17 protein-coding genes and 1 pseudogene are annotated in these 20,405 nt (G+C 66.1%); 6 read left to right on the top strand and 12 right to left on the bottom strand.

Annotation, left to right across the window (positions count from 1 at the left end; translation table 11 throughout):
- Positions 1–190 precede the first annotated feature (190 nt).
- Entirely contained in the window at positions 191–574 is a 384-nt protein-coding gene (locus P3L18_RS06625; protein ID WP_276113646.1) for a hypothetical protein, read from the bottom strand.
- A 113-nt stretch (positions 575–687) separates the two neighbouring features.
- On the bottom strand, positions 688–3,753 hold the full coding sequence (locus tag P3L18_RS06620) for an MMPL family transporter (protein ID WP_276113645.1): 3,066 nt from the start codon (positions 3,751–3,753) through the stop codon (positions 688–690).
- Positions 3,754–4,005: 252 nt separating this feature from the next.
- Between P3L18_RS06620 and P3L18_RS06615 the strand changes: the two genes are divergently transcribed.
- Both P3L18_RS06615 and P3L18_RS06610 read left to right on the top strand, forming a co-directional pair.
- Positions 4,006–5,670 carry a GMC oxidoreductase gene (locus P3L18_RS06615; RefSeq protein ID WP_276113644.1) on the top strand — a complete coding sequence of 555 codons (1,665 nt, stop codon included), beginning with the start codon at positions 4,006–4,008 and terminating at the stop codon, positions 5,668–5,670.
- Positions 5,671–5,719: 49 nt separating this feature from the next.
- Complete coding sequence (locus tag P3L18_RS06610) at positions 5,720–6,772, top strand: DUF6670 family protein (RefSeq protein WP_079931578.1); 1,053 nt, start codon at positions 5,720–5,722, stop codon at positions 6,770–6,772.
- Between the two features lie 20 nt (positions 6,773–6,792).
- On the opposite strand, the pseudogene P3L18_RS06605 reads toward P3L18_RS06610, so the two are convergent.
- The 4 genes and pseudogenes from P3L18_RS06605 to P3L18_RS06590 all read right to left on the bottom strand — a co-directional run bounded on the left by P3L18_RS06605 (position 6,793) and on the right by P3L18_RS06590 (position 10,200).
- Positions 6,793–7,400 (bottom strand): annotated as a pseudogene (locus P3L18_RS06605) (glyoxalase).
- 69 nt (positions 7,401–7,469) lie between these two features.
- Complete coding sequence (locus P3L18_RS06600; protein ID WP_079931576.1) at positions 7,470–8,396, bottom strand: MetQ/NlpA family ABC transporter substrate-binding protein; 927 nt, start codon at positions 8,394–8,396, stop codon at positions 7,470–7,472.
- 62 nt (positions 8,397–8,458) lie between these two features.
- Positions 8,459–9,202: a methionine ABC transporter permease gene (locus P3L18_RS06595; protein WP_276113643.1), complete on the bottom strand. Its 744-nt coding sequence runs from the start codon at positions 9,200–9,202 to the stop codon at positions 8,459–8,461.
- On the bottom strand, positions 9,199–10,200 hold the full coding sequence (locus P3L18_RS06590; RefSeq protein ID WP_079931574.1) for an ATP-binding cassette domain-containing protein: 1,002 nt from the start codon (positions 10,198–10,200) through the stop codon (positions 9,199–9,201). The genes P3L18_RS06595 and P3L18_RS06590 overlap by 4 nt, the downstream gene beginning before the upstream one ends.
- A 159-nt stretch (positions 10,201–10,359) precedes the next feature.
- On the opposite strand from P3L18_RS06590, the gene P3L18_RS06585 reads away from it, so the two are divergent.
- On the top strand, positions 10,360–10,659 hold the full coding sequence (locus P3L18_RS06585) for a hypothetical protein (RefSeq protein WP_276113642.1): 300 nt from the start codon (positions 10,360–10,362) through the stop codon (positions 10,657–10,659).
- Between the two features lie 72 nt (positions 10,660–10,731).
- Positions 10,732–11,775, top strand: a complete 1,044-nt coding sequence (locus P3L18_RS06580) for an NAD(P)-dependent alcohol dehydrogenase (protein WP_276113641.1) — start codon at positions 10,732–10,734, stop codon at positions 11,773–11,775.
- A 27-nt stretch (positions 11,776–11,802) separates the two neighbouring features.
- Here P3L18_RS06580 and P3L18_RS06575 read toward each other — a convergent pair whose 3' ends face one another.
- From P3L18_RS06575 to P3L18_RS06550, 6 genes are read right to left on the bottom strand one after another with little or no spacing between them, the layout of a single operon-like run.
- The gene (locus P3L18_RS06575; protein WP_276113640.1) at positions 11,803–12,567 is read right to left on the bottom strand and encodes a DeoR/GlpR family DNA-binding transcription regulator; all 765 of its coding nucleotides are present in this window, start codon (positions 12,565–12,567) and stop codon (positions 11,803–11,805) included.
- Positions 12,568–12,580: 13 nt separating this feature from the next.
- On the bottom strand, positions 12,581–13,603 hold the full coding sequence (gene pdxA / locus P3L18_RS06570; protein ID WP_276113639.1) for a 4-hydroxythreonine-4-phosphate dehydrogenase PdxA: 1,023 nt from the start codon (positions 13,601–13,603) through the stop codon (positions 12,581–12,583).
- Positions 13,600–14,817 (bottom strand): four-carbon acid sugar kinase family protein, encoded by a 1,218-nt coding sequence (locus P3L18_RS06565; protein WP_276113638.1) that lies wholly within the window; start codon positions 14,815–14,817, stop codon positions 13,600–13,602. The genes pdxA and P3L18_RS06565 overlap by 4 nt, the downstream gene beginning before the upstream one ends.
- 32 nt (positions 14,818–14,849) lie before the next feature.
- Positions 14,850–15,536 (bottom strand): SDR family oxidoreductase, encoded by a 687-nt coding sequence (locus tag P3L18_RS06560; RefSeq protein ID WP_276113637.1) that lies wholly within the window; start codon positions 15,534–15,536, stop codon positions 14,850–14,852.
- Complete coding sequence (locus tag P3L18_RS06555; protein WP_276113636.1) at positions 15,533–16,726, bottom strand: exo-alpha-sialidase; 1,194 nt, start codon at positions 16,724–16,726, stop codon at positions 15,533–15,535. Before P3L18_RS06555 ends, P3L18_RS06560 begins: the two co-directional genes overlap by 4 nt.
- Positions 16,723–18,309: an ABC transporter substrate-binding protein gene (locus tag P3L18_RS06550; protein WP_079931567.1), complete on the bottom strand. Its 1,587-nt coding sequence runs from the start codon at positions 18,307–18,309 to the stop codon at positions 16,723–16,725. The genes P3L18_RS06555 and P3L18_RS06550 overlap by 4 nt, the downstream gene beginning before the upstream one ends.
- A gap of 231 nt (positions 18,310–18,540) precedes the next feature.
- On the opposite strand from P3L18_RS06550, the gene P3L18_RS06545 reads away from it, so the two are divergent.
- Positions 18,541–19,476 (top strand): ABC transporter permease, encoded by a 936-nt coding sequence (locus tag P3L18_RS06545; RefSeq protein ID WP_079931586.1) that lies wholly within the window; start codon positions 18,541–18,543, stop codon positions 19,474–19,476.
- The gene (locus P3L18_RS06540; RefSeq protein ID WP_079931566.1) at positions 19,473–20,405 is read left to right on the top strand and encodes an ABC transporter permease; all 933 of its coding nucleotides are present in this window, start codon (positions 19,473–19,475) and stop codon (positions 20,403–20,405) included. Before P3L18_RS06545 ends, P3L18_RS06540 begins: the two co-directional genes overlap by 4 nt.

The following is a 20,405-nucleotide window of genomic DNA, read 5'->3' as shown; positions in this document are numbered from 1 at the left end:
ACCTTCCGCGAATGTCGCTGCCATATAACGAGGTTCGTCCGGACCGGACAATACCGACGTCCTGAGATCAACCGTGGAGAGCTTTCCGGTGCCGGTCGTCAGTGGTGGACCCAGCAGCATGACCTCGTCAGGAGATCCTGCGGCGGAACCCGGTGTGCCGACAGTAGAAAAGCGTCGGCACGGCAGCGCTTCAGGGTCGGTCGAGGAGGTTCTTCAGTGCTGGTTCGGCGAAGAGCGCGGTCGGGAGTCCGAGAGTCACCTTCGGGCGGACTCGCAGGATGACCAGTGCGCCGGTGGTGCGTGCCGAGAGGATCTTGCTGCGGTCGATGACGTGCGTCGTTGCCGGGGTATCGATTCGAATCCGGGTCTCGTCGCTGCCGGATGCCCACCGTGATCCGGGTCGCAGGACCCGCCGGTTCTGGATGTAGACGCATACCAGGCTCGCCATGATTCCGAATGCCATGTAGGCCAGAGCTGCGCCCGCGAATATCCATGTACCGACAATCCATCCGCTGCCGCTGATCACGCACGCCCCTGCGAAAATCGCCGCGACCACCGTCGTGAGGCTCAGCACCCGCTTCCACCACGACGTCTGGCACAGAATCGACAGTGTCGCCCGGGCGACGAGTCACGCTCCACCACGGTGCGCACTCATCAGGTGTATGGTGCGGATCGTCCGCGCATTCGTCACACCTTTGCCGTACGGGACGTGGGAGTGGGTCGCGACGGCCACCAGATCCTCTCTCCGATCACCGCCATGGCCGCCGGGACCAGAACCGTGCGCACGATCGCGATGTCGAGCAACAGGCCGACCCCGATGGTGAAGCCGATCTGCACGAGGTTGAGGACGGTGCCGCTCATCAGGGCGAACATCGTGACAGCGAAAACCACTCCGGCCGTGGTGATGACCCCGCCGGTGCTCCCGAAGCCGCGGATGATGCCGCGCACCATCCCCGCTCGCGACTCCTCGCGAATGCGGTCGGCGAACAACATCGAATAGTCCGCACCGACGGCGATGAGCGCCATGAACGACACTGGGATCACCGACCAGTCGAGGTCGATGCCGATCACGTGCTGCCAGACGAGCACGCTCACCCCCACCGCTGACGCAAAGCTCAGGATCACGGTGCCCACCAACAGGACCGGAGCCAGGATGCTACGCAGCAACACCGTGAGGATGACCAGGACCGCGGCAGCGGCGACCGACGCGAAGATCAGGAAGTCGCGATGCAATTGGTCCTGCATATCCGCCGACAGCGACGCCAGTCCGGCCGTCGATACGGAGGCATCGGCCAAAGTGGTGCCCGTCAGTGCCCGACGCGCGACGACGGGGAGTTGACGGCTGGCCGCCATCGCTTCCTGACTGTAGGGGTTGACCTTCCATGTGACGATCATGCGTGCGGTGCGCCCGTTCGGCGAGATCAGGAGCCGGGAGCCGGCGACAAAGCGCTTGTCGTGCAGCGCATCCGGAGGCAGATAGAATCCCGCTCCGGCGCCCGTCGATGTGGCGTCCCCCATGGTGGTCAGGTACTCCGAGGCCTGGTGCAGCCCTTTGGTCAACGCTCCGGTCAGAGCCACCACCTGCGCTGTCCCGTCACGCACCTGGTGCAGACCGTCGGCGAGTTGCGACATACCACTGGAAAGATCGGCCACGCCCTGCTCGAGACGAGCCAGGTCGGCGCGTACCTGTTCGGTGGAACGCCCGGCGAGTTGCTGCAACAGTGAATCAACGGTATTCAAGGCCGAATTGAGTTGTGGCAGTAGTCCAGCAACTCGGGTGATCGTCTCGGTGGGGACTCCGGCGAAGGCATGCAGGGAGGTCAGGGCCGCAGAAGCGCGTCCGCCGAGCGCACGATCGAGTTGAGCGAACGCCGCACGCGCGGACGCACACGCCGGACTCGACGTGCACTGCGGCGTGGGTTCGCCCACCAGCGGCCTGAACACCCCATCGAGCTCGGTCAGTGCCTCGGTCGCCTGCCGCGACGGGGAGTCGAGTGCGGCAATGGCCGATGCGGCGGTGGCCAGCGCTGTGCGCAACACCGGAAGCGTCTGTGCCAGGGAGTCGCCGCCGGTCGCCGTTCGGGTGATGCCGTTGACTTGATCGAGGCCGTCGAGAACGGTATCGGCCATCGACACCACCTGTTGGGTACCGGACACCAGCGCGGGCATCTGGACGGCCGCCGCATCTGCTCCGGTCGAAAGCTGCTGCGCCCCTTCGGCGAGCGTCCTCAGTTGCGGTTCGGCCGCCGACATCCGGTGTTCGGCAGCGCCGAGTTGGCCTCCGACGATGCCGGTCTGATAGCCGGTGGCGGCCTCTGCCAGCGGCTTTCCGTCGGGGCGCGTGATCGAGCGGACCAACCCGACCTCGGGAATCTTGGACAACGCCATCGCCGCCAGCTCCAGCGAGGCGAGATCGGCTGTGTTGCGCAGGTCGTGATCGGCGCGGAAGGTCACATACTCCGGGGAGATCTCGGCCGTCGGATAGTGCTGCCGGACAGCGTCATATCCTCTGGTCGAGTCGGTCGCGTGGACGGGCATCGCGGACTCGTCCCAGTTGAGGCGCAGGGTCGTCGTCGCGGCGGCGGTTCCGATGAGGAAGATCAGTGCCACGGTCGTGTACACCCCGGCATGCCGGATCACTCGAGCGCCGCGATGCTGCCACCGACTCTCCGTCGACGGTCGCGGCTCGGCGAGTCCGCGACGCCCCGCAAGGGACAGGAGGGCGTTGGGCAATGTCAACGCGATGGCGAGGGTGATCAGCACGGCGATCGCGGTGGGTGGGCCGGCCGTGGCGAACATGCCGATCTTGGTGAACACCATCGACGCGCAGGCCGCGGCGATGGTCAGGGCCGACGCGATGAGGATCGGGGCGGTACGAACCGAGACGGCAGTGACCGCATCGACGACCTCTGCGCCGGCGCGGCGCGCGCGGTGATAGTTCGCGATTCCGAAGATGGCGTAGTCGGTCCCGGCGCCGAGCACCAACGCGGTCATGATCGCGATCGTGAAGTTCGATACCGGGAGCACGCCGTGTGCGCCGAGCAGGGAGACGACCGGACGGACGATCGCGAGAACGAGGCCCACGGTCAGCAGCGGGATCAACGCGGTCGTGAACCTGCGGTACGCGAGCGCCAGCATCACCGTGATCAGCAGGACCGAGACCCCGGTGATGATCAGGAGTGACATGTCGATGCCGGAGAACAGATCCGACAGCGTAGGGGTCGGCCCGCTGAAGTGCACGGTCAGCCCGTCGGGTCGCGGGAGTGCCGCGATGTGGTCGCGAATCGCAATCGTTGCGTGGTGGGCGCGGGTCGAGCCCGCCGATCCCGCACTGGCGACGAGTACGGTAACCGCCTTGCCGTCGGGGCTCAGCGCGATGTCGCGTGTCACCGGGTTGCCGTAGGTGTCCAGCACGTAGGCAACGTTGCTCTTGTCGGCGACCAACGCCCGCACCAAGGCGCCGTAGTACCTCTGCTCCGGGGCTCCGAAGCCGTTGCGGCTGACCAGGACCACGCTGCCCACCGCGTTGGACGCCGGAACGCCGAAGTCCTTGGCCATCTGCTCCAGGCTCTTGTTGGCCGGTAGGTCGGCGGGAACGAAATCGGCGGATCTGGTCGAGACGGTGTGCTCGAGCTGCGGGACCGTCACGGTGAGCGCGGCGGCGAGTACCACCCAGAACAGCACGATCCACGCGGCGAACCGATGGGTCAGTCGCCCGATACGCCCGAGCACGGCATCACCCCGGTCGGCCATGTTCACTCCCCAGTCCATGTCAACAATCAATGATATGTATGCCACTAGGCATAGTGGCATGACAGTAGATGTGACGCTGGGTAACAGTCAAGTGCCGACTGCGGCGGGGGTGGCATCGCCGCCGGGTTACAGGTCAAGTCATTCGTCACATCGAAGTACGCAAATTCGTTGTCGTTCAGAAGGTTCGGCGTTCCTGCGCTACTCTCGGCGATTGATTCGGGGTCGGGATGGGGTTCCCTGGGGGCGCGAAAGATGATGGATCGTCGATCGTTCATGCGGTTAACAGCTGCCGGAGTCACGGCTGCCGGCGTCTCGGCGACCGTCGGTGCGGGGCGCAGCGCTGCGCTACCTGCGGCACACGGAAAATACGAATCGCTGGTGCCGGAGATCTTTCGTCCGGTCACCCCGCCCCGTCAACACTCCGAGGCGATCGTCATCGGCTCCGGGTTCGGCGGCTCGGTCAGCGCACTTCGACTGGCGGAGGCCGGAATTCAGACGACCGTGCTCGAACGCGGATCGCGGTGGCCACACGACCCGTGGCGCAAGATCTTCGGGTGGGACGGCCGGATGCTGTGGCACGCCCAACGATCCCTTGCCGAGCGATCCGCGTCGTCGGCGCTCACGGTGCCCGCCTACGCCGAGACCCTCGGCGCGATGGCCGCCGTCGACGACTTCGGCGGAATCTTCGAGATCAGCTGGCACAACAACTCGGCGATCATGTGCGGTGCGGCGGTGGGCGGCGGATCGGTGGTCTACATCGGCATCACCGCCGAGTCCAAGCGGGACCCGTTCAACCAGGTGTTCAAGGGCGTCGTGGATTACGACGACATGGCCACGACCTGGTACCCGAAGGCTCTGGCGGGCCTCGGGGCGACGGTCGTACCGCCGGACGTGTATCGCGATCACAGCTTCAGCAATTGCCGAGACTTCTGGCGCATCGGCCAGAAAGCCGGATATGCACCATATTTCGTTCCCGGCAACTGGCGGTGGAACGTTGTGCGGGACGAGATCGCCGGTCGCGCCGCACCGATGGCCACCAGCAGCGCACTCGCCAACTCCAATGGTTCCCTCAACTCGCTGACCTACAGCTATCTCCCCCGCGCCGAGGCCACCGGCAAGGCGACAATTCATCCGCGCCATCAAGTCAATGACATCCACGTCGAACCTTCTGGGCGGTTCGTCCTCGACGTCGACTACGTCAGCCCGTACGGCGACGTCCTCACCAGGCGAACCCTGACGACCGACCGTCTCGTCCTCGCAGCCGGATGCCTTGGAACCAACAGACTGCTGGTGCGTGCCCGCGACACCGGAACATTGCCGAACCTCAACGAGCACATCGGAACCGGCTGGGGCAACAACGGCAACGGCAACATCGACATCGCCGTCGGGGGCAGTCGTAAGGATCAGCAGTCGGCCGTCGGTGCCGCCGGATTCTTCGACACCACCGAGCAGTTCGCCCGGGTGATGGTCAACAGCACCCTCTCTCTCGGACCACTGGATTCCGCTGCCGCAGCGATGAACACCTCGGCGATCAAGATGGGCATCACGTCGGTCGATCCGACCCGCGGAACCTTTCACTACCACCGAGATTCGCAACAGGTCATCCTCGACTGGCCGGCCGGTGGCAACGGCGGCGTCGCGGAGAACTGCGAACGGATCGGCCACGTGATGGCGCGGCACGCCGACTTCCCGGTCGATGCGGTGGTCTATGAGCCCGACCTGACCTGGGCGCACTGCATGGGCGGGGCTACCCTGGGGACGGCCTGCGACGCCTACGGCCGCGTCCACGGATACCGGAACCTCTACGTCAATGACGGTGCGATGCTGCCCGGTTCGGCCGGTGCGTCCAACCCGTCGCTGACCATCACCGCCGTCGCCGAACGCAACATCGCGACCGTCATCGCCGACGGCGGCTAAGCTCGCCGGGGGCGTCGCAGCGGCGCCGCGAATCGACGGCGGGGGCGACATGGAAGTCCGAGACAGGTTGCGCGCTTTCGCGGCGACCATACCCAAAAGGGTCAACCGCAACGCACACCTCAACACGCAACCGTTCGATCCGGCGACCCCGATGCGCACCCCGTCCGGCCGACGCCGCAACTGGGCGCATTACGGCGTGATGATTCCTGATCTGCCGGAACCGCACCGAACGTTCGGGGTCATGGCGATAGTGGGTTCGCCAGGGGTACGAATATTCGCCAACAACCACGCCATCGTCACCACCCCCGAGGACACCGCGTACACCGTGTCGGCCACCGCGGCGATGACGAGCCGCCAGTTCTTCACCCAATCCATTGCTGCGGAATGCGATTTCCGCCCGGACGGCAGTCACCTGCGGTTCGGATCAGAACTGACGATGCGCGGACGCTATCCGCATTTCACAGTCCACCGCTCCCACGACGAAGTCGATGTCGATGTCGACATCACCGCCACCGCGTCGGCCTCCTATTTCGCCAATATTCCAGGGATCTATCAGCATTGGAGTCTCCTCGCGCGGTACAGCGGCACCGTCAGCCACCGAGGAACACGCGAACCGATCGACGGACTGTGCACCGTCGAGTACGCCACGGGCGTGGGCGTTCACAGCCTGCTCGCGAATACCCGGCGAACACTGCCCGCGACGTTCTTCACCTACCATGTGCTCAACGTCGACGCCGTCACACAGGTCCTGTTCGTCACGTTGCTCGGGCCCGCCGACATCATCATTCAACAGGCGGTGTATGTCCGGACGGTGGAGGCCGCCGGGTCGGAGGTCTACACGGCCGGCATCGATTTCCGGGTCGATCGCCACGAGCCCGAACCACGGGTCACGCCCGACGGCAGGTGCATGCGGCTACCGCAATCTCTGTCGTGGAGTCTGACCGATTCGGAGGGGCGGACCATCATCAGCATCCACGGCGCGGTCGACGACCTCGTTTACGGCCTCGGTGCGGGATACGTCGGCAATTACGAATATCACGGCAGTTTCGGCGGCCGACCAATCGCCGGCCGAGCGTATCTGGAGTATGTCGATTGCCGATGACGCGTCCGCACCACTCGGCGTCACAAGTCCGATGCGTAGACGAACCCGTCCGGATCGGTGAACGTGGCTGTGCCGGTGAACAACCGGATGCGATGTGCGCCCTCGCCTTCCGGGTGGACGCCGGCGTCCTTGGCGGCGGCCTTGCGCCCGTAGAGGGCGAGCGTGATCGGTCCGCCGGCGAACTCGACATACTTGCGGCCGAACGACTTGGCGACCTCGAAGCCGTGGTCGGTGTAGAACGCCTTGGACGTCGCAATGTCTCCGGCGCCGATCAACATCACGACGTCCTCGACCGTCCGCAGCGGTGCGCCGGTGTTCTTCTTCGACGACGAGGCGATCTTCCAGATCGCGCCATCCGGCGTGCGCAGGACACCGCCGTATCCCCAGAAGGAGCGCCGTGCTGGTTTGAGGAGCTCGGCACCGGCATCGAGTGCCGGGTCGATGAAAGAGTCGACGACCGCCGGCTCGGCGACGACGAGGGAGAGCACGAACCCACGGAACCCGGTGGTCGGCTCGTCGCTGTGGTGCAGGCGAAGCCGATCACCGAGTCCGAAGGCCTTGTCGTAGAACGCTTTGGCGTCTCCGGGATCGGTGACGCCGAGGGACAGGAATCGATGGTTGTGGTCATGTCCTCACGGTAGGACCGGTGACCGCACCCAGGCTTCTCGATTCCTGACCGGTTTTCCGACGTCTCCTATCAAAGCGGCAAGAGGATGTCCTTCACCTGCGGATCGGTGCGCAGGTAATTCTGGACGGCGGGATCCTTGAAAGCGGCGACCAGCTTCTTGATGTTGTCGGCGTCCTTCCACTTCGACCCGATGGTCAGCTGCCCGGCGAATTCGTCGGGCGCAGGCGGCGAGAAGATCTGCTTGGCGATGTCGATGTCGGCGGCGAGGTAGTACTCGGTGTAGCCGACGGTGGCGTCGAGGTCGGGCAACGCACGCGACTGTGCGGCGAAGTCGAGCAACTTGAACTGCAGGTTCTTCGGATTCGTCGCGATGTCGTCCTGCGTGGCCTTCCACTTGTCCACCCCCGGCTTCAGGGTGATCAGACCGGCCCGCTCGAGCAGCCACAGGCCCTGCGCTTCGTTCGCGGGGTCGGAGTACAGCGACACCGTGCCGTTCTGCGGGATCTGTGCGGGCGAGGTGTACTTGTCCGACCAGATACCGAATCCCCAGCGGAACACCGGAGTTGCGGCCTCCTCCTGGAAGTCGGGGTTCGCGTCGAGCACCTGCGAGAGCCAGAGGCGATGCTGGTAGATGGTGCCCGCCACCTCACCGTCACTGACCGCCCGGTTCAGCGTCGTGGAGTCCGAGAGTCCCTTGAACGCCACGGTGATCCCATAGCGGGGTGCGACATTCTTCGACACGAAGTCGACGAGCGCTTCCTCGGCGGCGTTGCCCTCGGCGGTCACGACCGTCAGCGTCGCTCCGGGAGTGTCGTTGGCGGACTTGGTATCCGATCCGGCGAAGCGCCAGCCGATGATCGCTGCGATGACGACGACAACCACTCCGATCGCGGCGTAGATCGGCCACCGACGCCGGGTGCGCAGTTCGATGTCACCGCCCGGTGGTGGTGGCGAGGAATCGGTGGAGTCGATCTGGGGTCCGGTGGTCTGCGACATGGGGTATCGCCCTTCGTGTGGGTGTGGGTGTGGGTGTGGGCTGAGCAGGGGAGCGGGATGGGTCAGACTTTGGTGCGAGCGGATCGATCGGTGCGAATGGTTCTGCTGCGCAGGGACTTCTCCGGTGTGAGATGCCGGACGAGGCCGTCGCCGATCACCTGGATCAACGCGACGACGACGATGAGGGTGACGATCGTCGCGATCATCACGCCGTGATCGAAACGCTGATAGCCGTAGGTGACCGCGACATATCCCAGGCCGCCCGCGCCGATGGTGCCGGCGATCGTGGAGTACTCGATCATCGCGATCGTGTTGATCGTGAGGCCGCCGACGATGTTGGGAAGGGCCTCGGGAATCTGTGCGGTCCAGATTATCTGGGCGTTCGACCCGCCCGATGCCTTGGCCACCTCCACCACAGAGGTGGGTACCGAGCGCAATGAATTCTCGACGATGCGGGTGAAGAAGGCGATCCCGGCGATCGACATCGGGACGACTGCGGCCGGGATCCCGATGTTGGTGCCGGTGAGCAGACGGGTGAACGGGATGATCGCCGTCATCAGGACGAGGAACGGCAGTGACCGTCCGATGCTGATCACCCAGGACAGCGGCGTGTGCAGGGACCGGTTCTCGAACAATCCGCCCGGGGCGAGGTTGTGGATCAGCGCACCGAGCGGCACCCCGACGACCAACACGATCACCATCACGATGCTCACCATGAGGACGGTGTCGACGAAGGCCGGGATCAGCAGCGACGGAATCTCGTTGACCGGCACGGTGATCGCTGCCAGATGACTGGTCGCGCTCATACCGTGGCCTCCTGGGAACGTGCGCCTGCGCCGACGGTGATCCCGTAGGTGGCGGCCTCGGCGGCAAAGGCGTCGAGCGAGTGGTTCTCGACGGAGACGGTGAGCTCGCCCGCGGTGACGCCGTCGACGCTTTGGATGTTGGCGCCGAGCACACCGACGGTGGTACCGATCGTGCTCGACACCCGTGCGATCCAGTCCGGTGGTACGGCCGCCGAGTTGTAGGTCACCTCGACGCTGCTGCGGCCGGGCGCGGCGGGGGCGGCGGTTCCGTGTGGGCGCAACGCCTTTCCCAGTACCGAGTCGGGGTCGAGGACGAGATCTGCCACCGCCCCCTGCTCTACGATGCGCCCATGATCGAGGCGACCGGCGCGGTCGGCGATTCGCGTGATGACATCCATCTCGTGGGTGATGAACACCACGGCCAAGCCCAGCTCGTCGCGGACATCGCCGAGGAGGTTCAAGAATGACGTCGTCGCCTGCGGGTCGAGACCAGAGGTCGCCTCGTCGGAGAGCAACACCGCGGGTTTGAGCGCCAGCGCGCGAGCGATTCCCACGCGTTGCCGCTGCCCGCCGGAGAGCTGATGGGGATAGAGATCGGCGCGGTCGGCCATGCCGACGCGATCGAGCAACTCGCCCACCCGCGTACGGATGGAGGCCTTGGTCGCGCCGAGATACTCGAGGGGGAGCGCGACGTTCTCGGCTGCGGTTCTGCGTGACAACAGATTCGCCGATTGGAAGACGGTTCCGATACGTCGCCGCGCGGCCCGCAAGGCGCCGGCGTCGAGATGGGCGAGGTTCTCGCCGTTGACGATCACCTCACCGGAGGTGGGCCGCTGCAACAGATTCAGGCATTGGGTCAGCGTGGACTTGCCCGCACCGGACGGGCCGACGACGGCGAAGATCTCGCCCCCGGACACGGAGAAGGTCACGTCGTCGAGGACGGTCACCGGTCCCGAGTGCGTGGTGAAGACCTTGTGGAGATGGGAGACCTCGATCATGGGCGATCGGGCTCACTGCGTGGACGTTCTGGCACCAGGAGATCCTGACGACCCCGACACGTGAGGACCATCATTGCGCGCACTGCGCGCAAAACCGACGGGGCGGACGTTTCGGAATCGGCGCCGTCCACCTCGGGGCGGCGGTCTACCCTCGCCCGCATGCATGACTACACGGGGGAGAAGGTCGCTGCGAACTACTGGCGCGGCGCAGAAGCGGTCGGAGGCAAGCTCCGCTTCGACGAGACCGGCATGACATTCGACTCGCACAGGTTCAACGTCCAGACGGGGAGCACCCGCATCGAGTACCGGGACATCGCCGGACTCACGAGGTACCGGACGCTCGGACTGATGAACAACGGCCTCACCGTCCGCGCCAAGGACGGGACCGCACACAGGTTCGTGCTCAACCGCCGCGGTCGTGTCATCGAGTTCCTGACCAGCCGGATGACTCCCGGCTGAGCACATATGCGCAATCGGCCATGAGGGCGTAGTACGGAGGGGGGACCGAGACCGTACGAAAGGTGATGCCAGATGAAGGCCGTCCAGATGATCAAGCCCGGTGCCGAGCCCGAACTCCGTGAGGTGAGCAAGCCGGCGCCCGGCCCCGGGCAGGTACTGCTCAAGGTCACCGCAGCGGGCGCCTGCCACTCCGACGACTTCGTTCTCAACATGCCGGCGGAGAACTTCCCGTATCCCCTGCCGATGACCCTCGGTCATGAAGGGGTCGGCGTCGTTGCCGAAGTGGGACAGGGGGTCTCGTCGGTGACCGAGGGTAGCGCCGTCGCGGTCTACGGCCCGTGGGGATGTGGGGTGTGTCACTTCTGTGCTCGAGGGCTGGAGAACTACTGTTCGCGCGCAATCGAATTGGGGATCACGCCGCCCGGACTGGGTACCGATGGCGCGATGGCCGAGTACCTCATCGTCGACGACGCCCGGCATCTCGTTCCGATCGGTGACCTGGATCCGGTGACCACCGTCCCGCTCACTGACGCCGGCCTGACGCCGTATCACGCGATCAAGCCGTCGCTGAGCAAGCTCGTCGGTGGCACGACGGCCGTGGTGATCGGTTCCGGCGGACTCGGTCACGTCGCGATCCAGATGCTGCGTCACCTCACCCCCTCCCGGATCATCGCGCTCGACGTGACCGAGGAGAAGCTCGCCTTCGCCAAGGAGGTTGGCGCGCATGAGGCAGTGCTCAGTGACGCCGATGCCATCGCCAATGTCCGCAAGATCACCGGAAGTGATGGTGCCACCGCAGTATTCGACTTCGTCGGATATCAGCCGACCATCGACACCGCGATGGGTGTGGTCGGCGCGATGGGTGATGTGACCATCGTCGGACTCGGAGACGGGGTGGCCACGGCCAAGGTGGGCATTTTCGCCCAGCCCTACGAGGTGTCGGTGCGTGCCCCCTACTGGGGTGCCCGTGATGAACTCATGGAGGTGCTCGACCTGGCGCGCGACGGTGTGCTCGATGTTGCGGTGGAGCGCTTCACCCTCGACAACGCCCTCGATGCCTACCGCAAGCTCGCGGCGAACGATCTGCGCGGGCGTGCCGTGGTGGTCCCGGAGTAGCGGGGGAGCCCGGGGTAACAGGGGAGTTCAGGGCACCCGCACCACACCGATACCGGCTCGCTCGAAAGGTTCGAGCTGGTCATCGGTGGCGGAGGTGTCGGTGACCAGCACGGCATCCGGCGGTATCGGCGCCCAGGCATGAAAGGGCCGCTTCCCGAGCTTGTCGGCATGGGCGAGGATGTACACCTCGCCACAACGGCTCATCATGATCTCCTTGAGTCGCGTCTGGTCGAGCGCAGCCTCACAGATACCGCGGTCGGCGGCCACCGCGTCGGCTCCGAGGAATCCACGGTCGAAGGTGACGCGCTCGAGGGCGGCCTCGGCGAGCGGGCCGACGAACCCCTGGCTGAGGTGCCGGAGAGTGCCGCCGATGCACTCGACGTGCACGTTGTCGGCGTCGGCCAGCGCCTCCAGCGCCGTCAGCCCCGCGGCAAAAGCGGTGAGATCGGTGACATCGCTGAGGAATTCGCCCATCGCGCCGACCGTCGTGCCGGCGTCGAGCAGGATCGTCTCACCGGAACCCACCTGCTGTGCAGCCCATTTGGCGATCGCGCGCTTGGCCTCGTATCCCTCGGAAGCGCGCTGATGGATCGACGACTCCGGGTGGGGAGTCAAGGCCATCGCACCGCCGAGGGTGCGGGCGATCAGTCCCTGCGAGGTGAGCAGTCCCAGGTCGCGGCGGATGGTCGACGGTGTGACACCGAACTGCGCCGACAACTCGTCGACGCTGGCCAGGCCGCTGGAGCGGGCCAGCCGAACGATCTCTTCGCGTCGCGACTGCGAACTGCGCATCTCGTGAGTTCTCCTATCGTGCGGCCGTGGTGCTGTGTGCGAGTCCGGCCGCCTGACGAAGGGCTTCGACCATGCTACCCGCCTCGGCCACGCCCTTTCCGGCGATGTCGAAGGCCGTGCCGTGGTCGACCGAGGTGCGGATGACCGGAAGGCCCACAGTGATGTTGACGCCTGCTTCGATTCCGAGAACCTTGACCGGCCCGTGGCCCTGGTCGTGGTACATCGCGACGATCAAGTCGTAGTCGCCGCGCCCGGCGAGGAAGAATGCGGTGTCGGCCGGGAGGGGCCCGACGGCATCGATTCCATCGGCGGTGAGCCGCTCGATGGCCGGCACGATCTTGGCGTCTTCTTCTCCGTAGCCGAACAGTCCGTTCTCACCCGCATGCGGATTGATCCCGCACACACCGATTCTCGGGTGCGGGTTGCCGGCCGCGACGAGGGCCTCGTGGCCGCGACGTATCGTCCGTTCCACCAGCCCGGGCTCGATCCGCGCCACGGCGTCGATCAGACCGATGTGGGTGGTGACGTGGATGACCTTGAGCTTCGGTGTCGAGAGCATCATCGACACCTCCTCGGTGCCGGTCAGATCCGCCAGCAGCTCGGTGTGCCCGGGATAGATGTGTCCGGCCGAATGCAGTGCCTCCTTGTTCAGCGGGGCGGTGCAGATCGCCTGGACCCGGCCGGCCACCGCCAATTCGCTTGCCACCCGGATATATTCGTAGGCAGCGTGACCCGCCACCGCGGACAGTTCACCCCACGGCAGGTCTGCGGGAAGCAGATCGAGGTCGATGACGTTGATGCGCCCGGGCGCCGGTACCGCATCCTCGACGGTGTCGACGCGGACGATATCGGCGCTCACACCGAGGATGTCCGCCGCGGCGGCGAGCCGCCCGGCGTCGCCGATCACCACCGTGTTGCAGATCGCCTGGGCCTCGGCCGTCAACAGAGCGCCGACGATCACCTCGGGCCCGATACCCGCGCCGTCTCCCATGGTCAGTGCGACGACGGGCAGGGGCGCGGTTTCGCTCGCGGTCATGATGATTCCTTTGCGTGTAGTGCCGTTGGGTGTAGGGCCTCGGTGTGTGCGGCCTTCGTGTTTGCGGCGTGGTCGGTGGCGGGGGCGAGTAGGTGATCGACGATGGTGGTGAAGCTGTCGGCGTCGCCGAAGCTTCCGGGCCGGGTCACCAGCCGCCGGCCCTCCGGTGTGCAGGACAGCACCGCCCCGTGGTGGATCTCGTGATAGGGCCGGAGCAGTGAAATCCCCAGGGCATCAAGGACTCCACGGGCTGTCTCGCCGCCGGTGAGCACGAGATCGGGGGTGGTGGCGGCCTGCGCGTCGGCGATCACGGCCCCGAGTCGTGACGAGAGGACGCGAGCACGGGCGGCGTCGAGATCGCCCGACACCGATACGACGGTCACACGATGCTCACGCAGCGACGCGTGCAGCGCGGAGGCCTCGATGGTTCCGGCGAGCAGATCGGCTGCGGGGAGCCGGATGTGACATGCGCCGGCGTCGACGAGCCTGGTGATCTGCTCGCGCGCTGCGGGTGCGGCTGTCCCGGCGACCACCAACACGCGGTTGGTCATCCGGGGCGTCACCGGGCCTCGGTCGATGGGGCCGGATACCGAGGAATCAGAGTGTGGCACTGCAACCCTCGCGACCGCGGCTGCCAGGGCCGCGGTGCCGACCAACTGCGTGCGCGTGTCCGCCGCCGACTGCACGATCGCGTCGAGATCGGCGTCGGTGAGCACGTCGTGGATCGAGATCCGATCCTCGGTCGGTAGGTCGCGTAGCAGCGCCGCGATGGACTCCGGTGGCACACGTGTTTCGGCCGACCAGTGGTCGGTGTGGTGGAGCGGGGTCCCGTCTACATGCAGGACGCCGTCGACGACGAGTCGACCGAGAACCGGAAGACCTGCGGCGACGAGTACCGGCCCACGGTCGGCGAGCGCTCCGACCTCCGCGCGGATGTGTCCGCGCAGCAACGAATCGATCTTCTTCACCAGCACGGCTTCGGTGGGCACGGCGTCCAGTGCCTTACGCAATGTGCGGGCCGCGCAAGCCGGTTCGTTCATCGTTCGCGTGTTCAGGTCGATGACGGTCACCTCCCCGTCGGCCGTGGGCGCACCGTCGGTGAGACGGTCGGCGGTGAGGTGGACCGTCACCGGTCGGCCGGTGCCGAGAAAGGCTGCTGCGCACTCCGCCGCCCCCGACAGGTCATCGGCGAGTACCCAGACATCTTTCGTCACTGTGTCATTGACATCTTTCGCCACTGTGTCATTCACAGCGAGACCCCTCCGCATTGGACGATGGTCTGACCGGTGATGCTCCCGCTGAACGGACCCAGTAGAAAGGCGACGAGCGCTGCCACCTCCTCGGGTTGCACGAGCCGTCCCGACGGCGGAACCCGTACGGGAGTCTGCGCGCGGGCCGGGTCGGTGAGCATGGGTGTCTCGGTGGGGCCGGGCGCCACCACGTTGACGGTGATGCCGCGCTCGATGACCTCGGCGGCCCAGGAGCGCGCCATCCCGGTCAGTGCCGCCTTGGTGGCGGCGTACTGACTCTTGCCGGGGTTGCCGGTCATGGTGCGGCTGCCGATCAACACGATGCGTCCGCCGTCGCGGATACGGGGCGCGAGGGCGTCGACGACGACCTCGGCGGCGGTGACGTGGACACGCCACATCGCCAGTCCGTCGTCGGGATCCAGCGATCCCAGGAATCCCGACCGCTGCAGCCCCGCGGCATGCGCGATGGCATCAATGCGCCCGATGCCGGCGAGTGTCTCACGGAGTGCAACGGTGTCGGTGAGATCGGCAGCCAGCCACTCGAAGTGGTCGTCGGTGAGGCCGGGATCGCGTCTGCTGAGACCGATCACGCGCCGGCCGTCGTCGAGCAGGCGCCGTGTGATCGCGGCGCCGATACCCGAACTCGCGCCGGTGACCACGGTCGCCGGCTCCGAGGCGCTCACGTGCGGTACCCGATCCAGTCCGGGCTGATCTCCACGTACTCGATCGCCTGCCGGAACCGCGTGAAGGCCACATGAAAGGTGTTGTTCGCGAACACGATCGACGGGTACGAGAACTCACGGTTGAGTCCGTCACGTGAATTGTTGGACAGGCAGTAGCCATCTCCGTCCTCGATGTCGCGTCGTATCGGCCAGCTCAGGCCGGCGTCGTCGGAGATCGCCAGGGTCATCGGCGCGCGCGGTGCGCCCCAGAATGCCGCTCTCTCAACGGTATCGACCGCCGCTGTCGTCGCTGTCGTCGCCGCTGCCGAGTCGATGATCCCGTCGTCGTCGATCTCGTCGTAGAGCGACTCACGCCGACCGGTGGCCTGCTCTGCCGACGAATGGTTGTAGACCAACGCCAGTCGGTCATCGGGCAGGACGACGAACTGAATCGACGAGTTGTTGTTGGGGAGCTCGATGGGTTCCGGCGCCGACCAGGTCTCGCCGTCATCACGTGAGACGCTGCGGTGAATGCGGTCGGCCCAGCGGCTGCGGTACAACGCGACCAGCATGCCGTCGGACAGCCGCCCGATGTTCATGTGGACGCATCCGATGCTGTCGGGGACCTCGACCTCGCGCCACGATGAGCCGTCGTCGTCGGAGACCATCACGCTGCTGTAATCGTGTTCCCCGGCCCACCGACGACCGGGCACCTTGACGCAGTGGAAGATCGGCAGGAGCAGGCGCCCGCCGGGCAATCGCAGCGGTGGCTGCCGCACGAAGATGCCTCCGGATGCCGTTTCGGGAAGCATCACCTCAGCGGCGCCCCACGTGGTCCCGCCATCTCGTGAGATCCGCCGCAGCACGCGTGCGGTGTCCTGATTGCCGGCGTGCTGTGAGGTCCACATCAGCCAGACCGTCGACGAATCATGCACGTGGAGAATGGGATTCTGCTCCGACCGGGTGGGATCGTCGGAGAGCTGTACCGGCGCCGACCATTCATCGGCATCGGCGCCGCGTCGCGAGAGCCACACGCTGATGTCGGCCACGCCCTCCTGGGTGCCGGCGAACCACACACACGCCAGCGAGCCGTCGGGCAGGATCGCGAGGTTGGCGGCGTGATTCTGGACCTGTGGTGCGGGCAGGAGCACCTCGCGGCGTCCCGATGCGGTGACGTCCGTGTGCGGGTTGCTCACGTGCTGGGTGCTCATGCGTTCGTGCCTTTCAGCGAGACGGTGGCGATCTCGTAGGAATTGGTGGGCCGCAACCGGATATCGCCGACGCGCGACCGGTGGGCCACGACCGCCTTGGGGACGAACGACCACATCATCGGGAAGGTGTCGGCGATCTTGTGCTGGGCGTCGGCGAGCAGTATCGCCCGCCTGCTCGCATCGGGTTCCTCGGAAGCGCGGGTGATCAGCGCGGTGACCTCGGGGAACTGGTACCCGTGATAGGTGTCGCGGGTCTTCTCCTTCTCGGGCGTCCCGGCGTACATGCCCTGCATGATGGTCAGCGCCAAGCCCGTCGGGCTGGGGTAGCCGTTGCCGATCACGTCCCAGTCGCCGCCACGTCCCTGACGCCACGTGGCGATGTCGCCGCCGGGCTCGAACTGCTGCAGTCTGGCTCGTACGCCGACCTTGCCCAGCATTTCGACGACCGACTCCATGATCGAGGTGTCTGCCGCGAATTCGCCTGTCTCCCAGATGATCGTGATGCCGAGGTTGCGCACCCCGAGCTGATCGAGCTCGGAGCGCGCACGGTCGGGGTCGTAGACGAAGCGGCCGGTCTCGACGGCGCCGTCGAGCCTGGTCGGCACCACGCCGAGCGACGGTGCGGCCGAGCCCTGCAGCACATGGTCGAGCAGCGAATCGCCGTCGATCGCATAGGACAGTGCCCGACGCACTCGCGCATCGGCCATCGGGCTGCCCGGTGGTTTGCGAAAGTTGTAGAACAACTGATTCAGCCGGACGCCGTCGGCGCGTTCGACGGTGATGTCGGAGATACCGGAGATCTGATCGGCGGCGTCGGGGGTGATCGAGTCGATGACGTCGATCTCGCCGCTGCGCAGCGCCACGACGCGGCTCGACTCGTCGGGGATGAACCGCACCTGGATCGAGCCGATCGACGGCCTTGGCCCCCAATAATTCTCGTTGCGGGTCAGCGAATAGTTGCCGGTGCCGCGGTCGGCGGCGGTCACCACGTACGGCCCGGTCCCCACACCGGTTTGCAGATCCTCCGGCACGTTGGCGGCGGCGGGCGTGATCAGCACATTCGACATCAGGTAGTCGAGCACCGGGACCGGTCGGGTGGTGTTGAGGGTGAAGCTGCGATCATCGATCTGCTGCACGGTCGGCCACTCGGGGAAGAATGCCGCCACGAAAGACCCGTCCACCTGGCTGTACATCTTCAGGGCCGTCGAGACGTCGGCGACCTGCACGGGGGTGCCGTCGGAGTAACGGATCCCAGGCCGAAGCCGCACCAGCCATTGCGTCGGTGAGGTCATCCGGAACTCGTCGGCGAGCACGAGTTGCAGCTTGAGGTCGGCGTCGATCTCGGTGAGCGACTGCCGGACCGCCCGCTGGATCGTCAGCGCCGCGTCGTACTGCAGGAGCTTGTTGTCCAGCGAGTTGAGTGATCGGTTGAGCGCGATGCTCAGGGTGGTCGGCCCCGGCGTTCCGGTGGGTGTCGCGCACCCTGACAGCGCGGAGCCCGCAGCCACCCCGACGCCCAGAAGGGCGCCAGTGCGCAGGAATCCCCGACGCGAGAACTGCATGGGGAGAACAGGACCGGTCATCGTCGACCTCCTGAAGGTGTGACCGAGGACATACGACGACTGTAGCCAAGATGCGCACAATGCGCAATTGTTGATCGGTTCTTGCGCATTGCACGCAAAGATGGCATTGTGATCCAAGCAACAGGTTTCCCAGAAAGGTCACCTATGACTCAGCTCTCTGCAGCCGCGCCGGGCCGGCCGACGGCCTCGATCCCGCAGTCGGCGCAGCTCATGCGGGCCCTGCGCGCGCCGATGCCCCGCTACATCCTGCGCCGCCTCGGACAGAGCCTGCTCACCGTCTTCCTGACGTTGACCACGGTGTTCGTGCTGATCCGGATGGCGCCCGGTGATCCCGCCTACTCGATCGCCGGTCCGCTGGCGACGAGTGCGGATCTGGCCAAGATCCGCACAGATCTCGGTCTCGACCAATCGATCTTCGTGCAGTACTGGCGCTATCTCGAAGGCGTCGTCCACCTCGATCTCGGCGAGTCCTACTCGTTCCAGGCACCGGCACTCGACGTGGTGCTCAACCGACTGCCCTACACGATCACGTTGGCGATCTCGGCGATCCTGCTGACCACCGTCGTCTCGGTCCCGCTCGGCATCTGGATGGCGCGTCGCGCCGACACCCGACGTGAACTCGCAGCCAATGCGGTCACCATCGCCGGACAGTCGATGCCCGACTTCTGGACCGGGCTGATGCTGATCACCTTCTTCGCGGTGCTCATCCCGGTCCTGCCGGCGGCCGGTTTCACCACCTGGTCGAGTCTCATCCTCCCGACGATCACCATTGCCGTCATGCAGATCGCGCTGATCGCGCGGATGGTCCGGCGAGAGATGGTGGGCGCCTTCAACTCCCCGTACGTCGTCGTCGGACGCTCACGTGGCGTCTCCGAGCGGGAGCTCATCTGGCGCTATTCGCTGCGCAACTCGGCGATCCCGGTGGTGACCGCCCTCGGCACCCGGTTCGCGTCGATGCTCAACGGCGTCGTCGTGGTCGAGGTGGTCTTCGGCTGGCCCGGCGTCGGATCGCTGGTGGTGCGGGCGCTCGAGACGCGTGACTACCCCCTCATCCAGGCCACCGTGCTCGTCACCGCGGTACTGGCGATCCTCGTCCAACTTCTCGTCGACCTCTGTTATCCGCTGCTCGATCCGCGGGTACGGCTCGGAAAGGGCACCGGAAAATGACCGTTCTCATCGAAGCGCCCGAGCACGAACGACCGAGTCGGGTCACCCCGCACGACGTCGCGCAGGCCGGGGCCACCCGACGGGCCCGCGACAGCCGACTGAAGGTGTGGATGGGTGCGATCGCGGTGCTGATCGTGGTCCTCCCGGTGGCCTTCGCGCGGGTGCTGCCGCTGCCGGACCCCAACCAGACCGATCTCGCGCAGCGACGGTTGCCGCCACTGACCGACGGCCACCTGTTCGGAACCGATCAGCTCGGCCGTGACCTGCTCGCCCGGGTTCTCTACGGCGGCCAGGTGTCGCTGACCATCGGGGTGTTGGCCGTGGTGGTGTCGGGGCTCATCGGCCTGGCCCTCGGGGTGTTCGCCGGATATCGGGGCGGATGGGCCGACACGGTGGTCAGCCGCCTCCTCGAGGCGCAACTCTCGTTGCCGCTGCTGATGATGCTGCTCCTCGTGGTCGCCCTGTTCGGTGCTTCCGTGCCGGTGATCACCTTCGTGATCGCCATCGCCCAGTGGCCCGAGATCGCCCGGTTCACGCGATCGTTGACCCTCGTCGAACGCGAGAAACCGTATGTGGCCGCGGCACGTGTGCTCGGACTGACGAACAACGCGATCGTGTGGCGCCACATCGTGCCCAACATCGTCAAGCAGGTCTCGCTCGTGGTCCTGCTCCTCCTCGCCCAGGCGGTACTTCTCGAGAGTGCCCTGAGCTACCTCGGTGCCGGCCCGCAACGGCCGTTCGCCACCTGGGGCCGGATCATCTCCGACGGACAGGATTACGTGACCACGTCGTGGTGGCTGGTGACCCTGCCCGGCCTGGTGATCGTGCTCCTGGTGGTGGGTGTCAACTTCCTCGGCGACGGACTACGTGACCGAACCGGCGGGCGCGGTCTCATCGGGCGGCTGTCGATGAAGCGAAAGGACGTCTGA

Source organism: Gordonia sp. N1V, from assembly GCF_029269935.1.
In the GTDB taxonomy this organism is placed as follows: domain Bacteria; phylum Actinomycetota; class Actinomycetes; order Mycobacteriales; family Mycobacteriaceae; genus Gordonia; species Gordonia polyisoprenivorans.
Note: the sequence above shows the minus strand (reverse complement) of the source record. Positions and strands in the feature narration are given on the sequence as shown.

Coding starts and splice junctions, on each gene's coding strand:
- P3L18_RS06620 (WP_276113645.1), bottom strand. CDS start 3,753: ATGGCCGACCGGGGTGATGCCGTGCTCGGGCGTATCGGGCGACTGACC.
- P3L18_RS06615 (WP_276113644.1), top strand. CDS start 4,006: ATGATGGATCGTCGATCGTTCATGCGGTTAACAGCTGCCGGAGTCACG.
- P3L18_RS06610 (WP_079931578.1), top strand. CDS start 5,720: ATGGAAGTCCGAGACAGGTTGCGCGCTTTCGCGGCGACCATACCCAAA.
- P3L18_RS06600 (WP_079931576.1), bottom strand. CDS start 8,396: ATGTCGCAGACCACCGGACCCCAGATCGACTCCACCGATTCCTCGCCA.
- P3L18_RS06595 (WP_276113643.1), bottom strand. CDS start 9,202: ATGAGCGCGACCAGTCATCTGGCAGCGATCACCGTGCCGGTCAACGAG.
- P3L18_RS06590 (WP_079931574.1), bottom strand. CDS start 10,200: ATGATCGAGGTCTCCCATCTCCACAAGGTCTTCACCACGCACTCGGGA.
- P3L18_RS06585 (WP_276113642.1), top strand. CDS start 10,360: ATGCATGACTACACGGGGGAGAAGGTCGCTGCGAACTACTGGCGCGGC.
- P3L18_RS06580 (WP_276113641.1), top strand. CDS start 10,732: ATGAAGGCCGTCCAGATGATCAAGCCCGGTGCCGAGCCCGAACTCCGT.
- P3L18_RS06575 (WP_276113640.1), bottom strand. CDS start 12,567: ATGCGCAGTTCGCAGTCGCGACGCGAAGAGATCGTTCGGCTGGCCCGC.
- pdxA (WP_276113639.1), bottom strand. CDS start 13,603: ATGACCGCGAGCGAAACCGCGCCCCTGCCCGTCGTCGCACTGACCATG.
- P3L18_RS06555 (WP_276113636.1), bottom strand. CDS start 16,726: ATGAGCACCCAGCACGTGAGCAACCCGCACACGGACGTCACCGCATCG.
- P3L18_RS06550 (WP_079931567.1), bottom strand. CDS start 18,309: ATGACCGGTCCTGTTCTCCCCATGCAGTTCTCGCGTCGGGGATTCCTG.
- P3L18_RS06545 (WP_079931586.1), top strand. CDS start 18,541: ATGCCCCGCTACATCCTGCGCCGCCTCGGACAGAGCCTGCTCACCGTC.
- P3L18_RS06540 (WP_079931566.1), top strand. CDS start 19,473: ATGACCGTTCTCATCGAAGCGCCCGAGCACGAACGACCGAGTCGGGTC.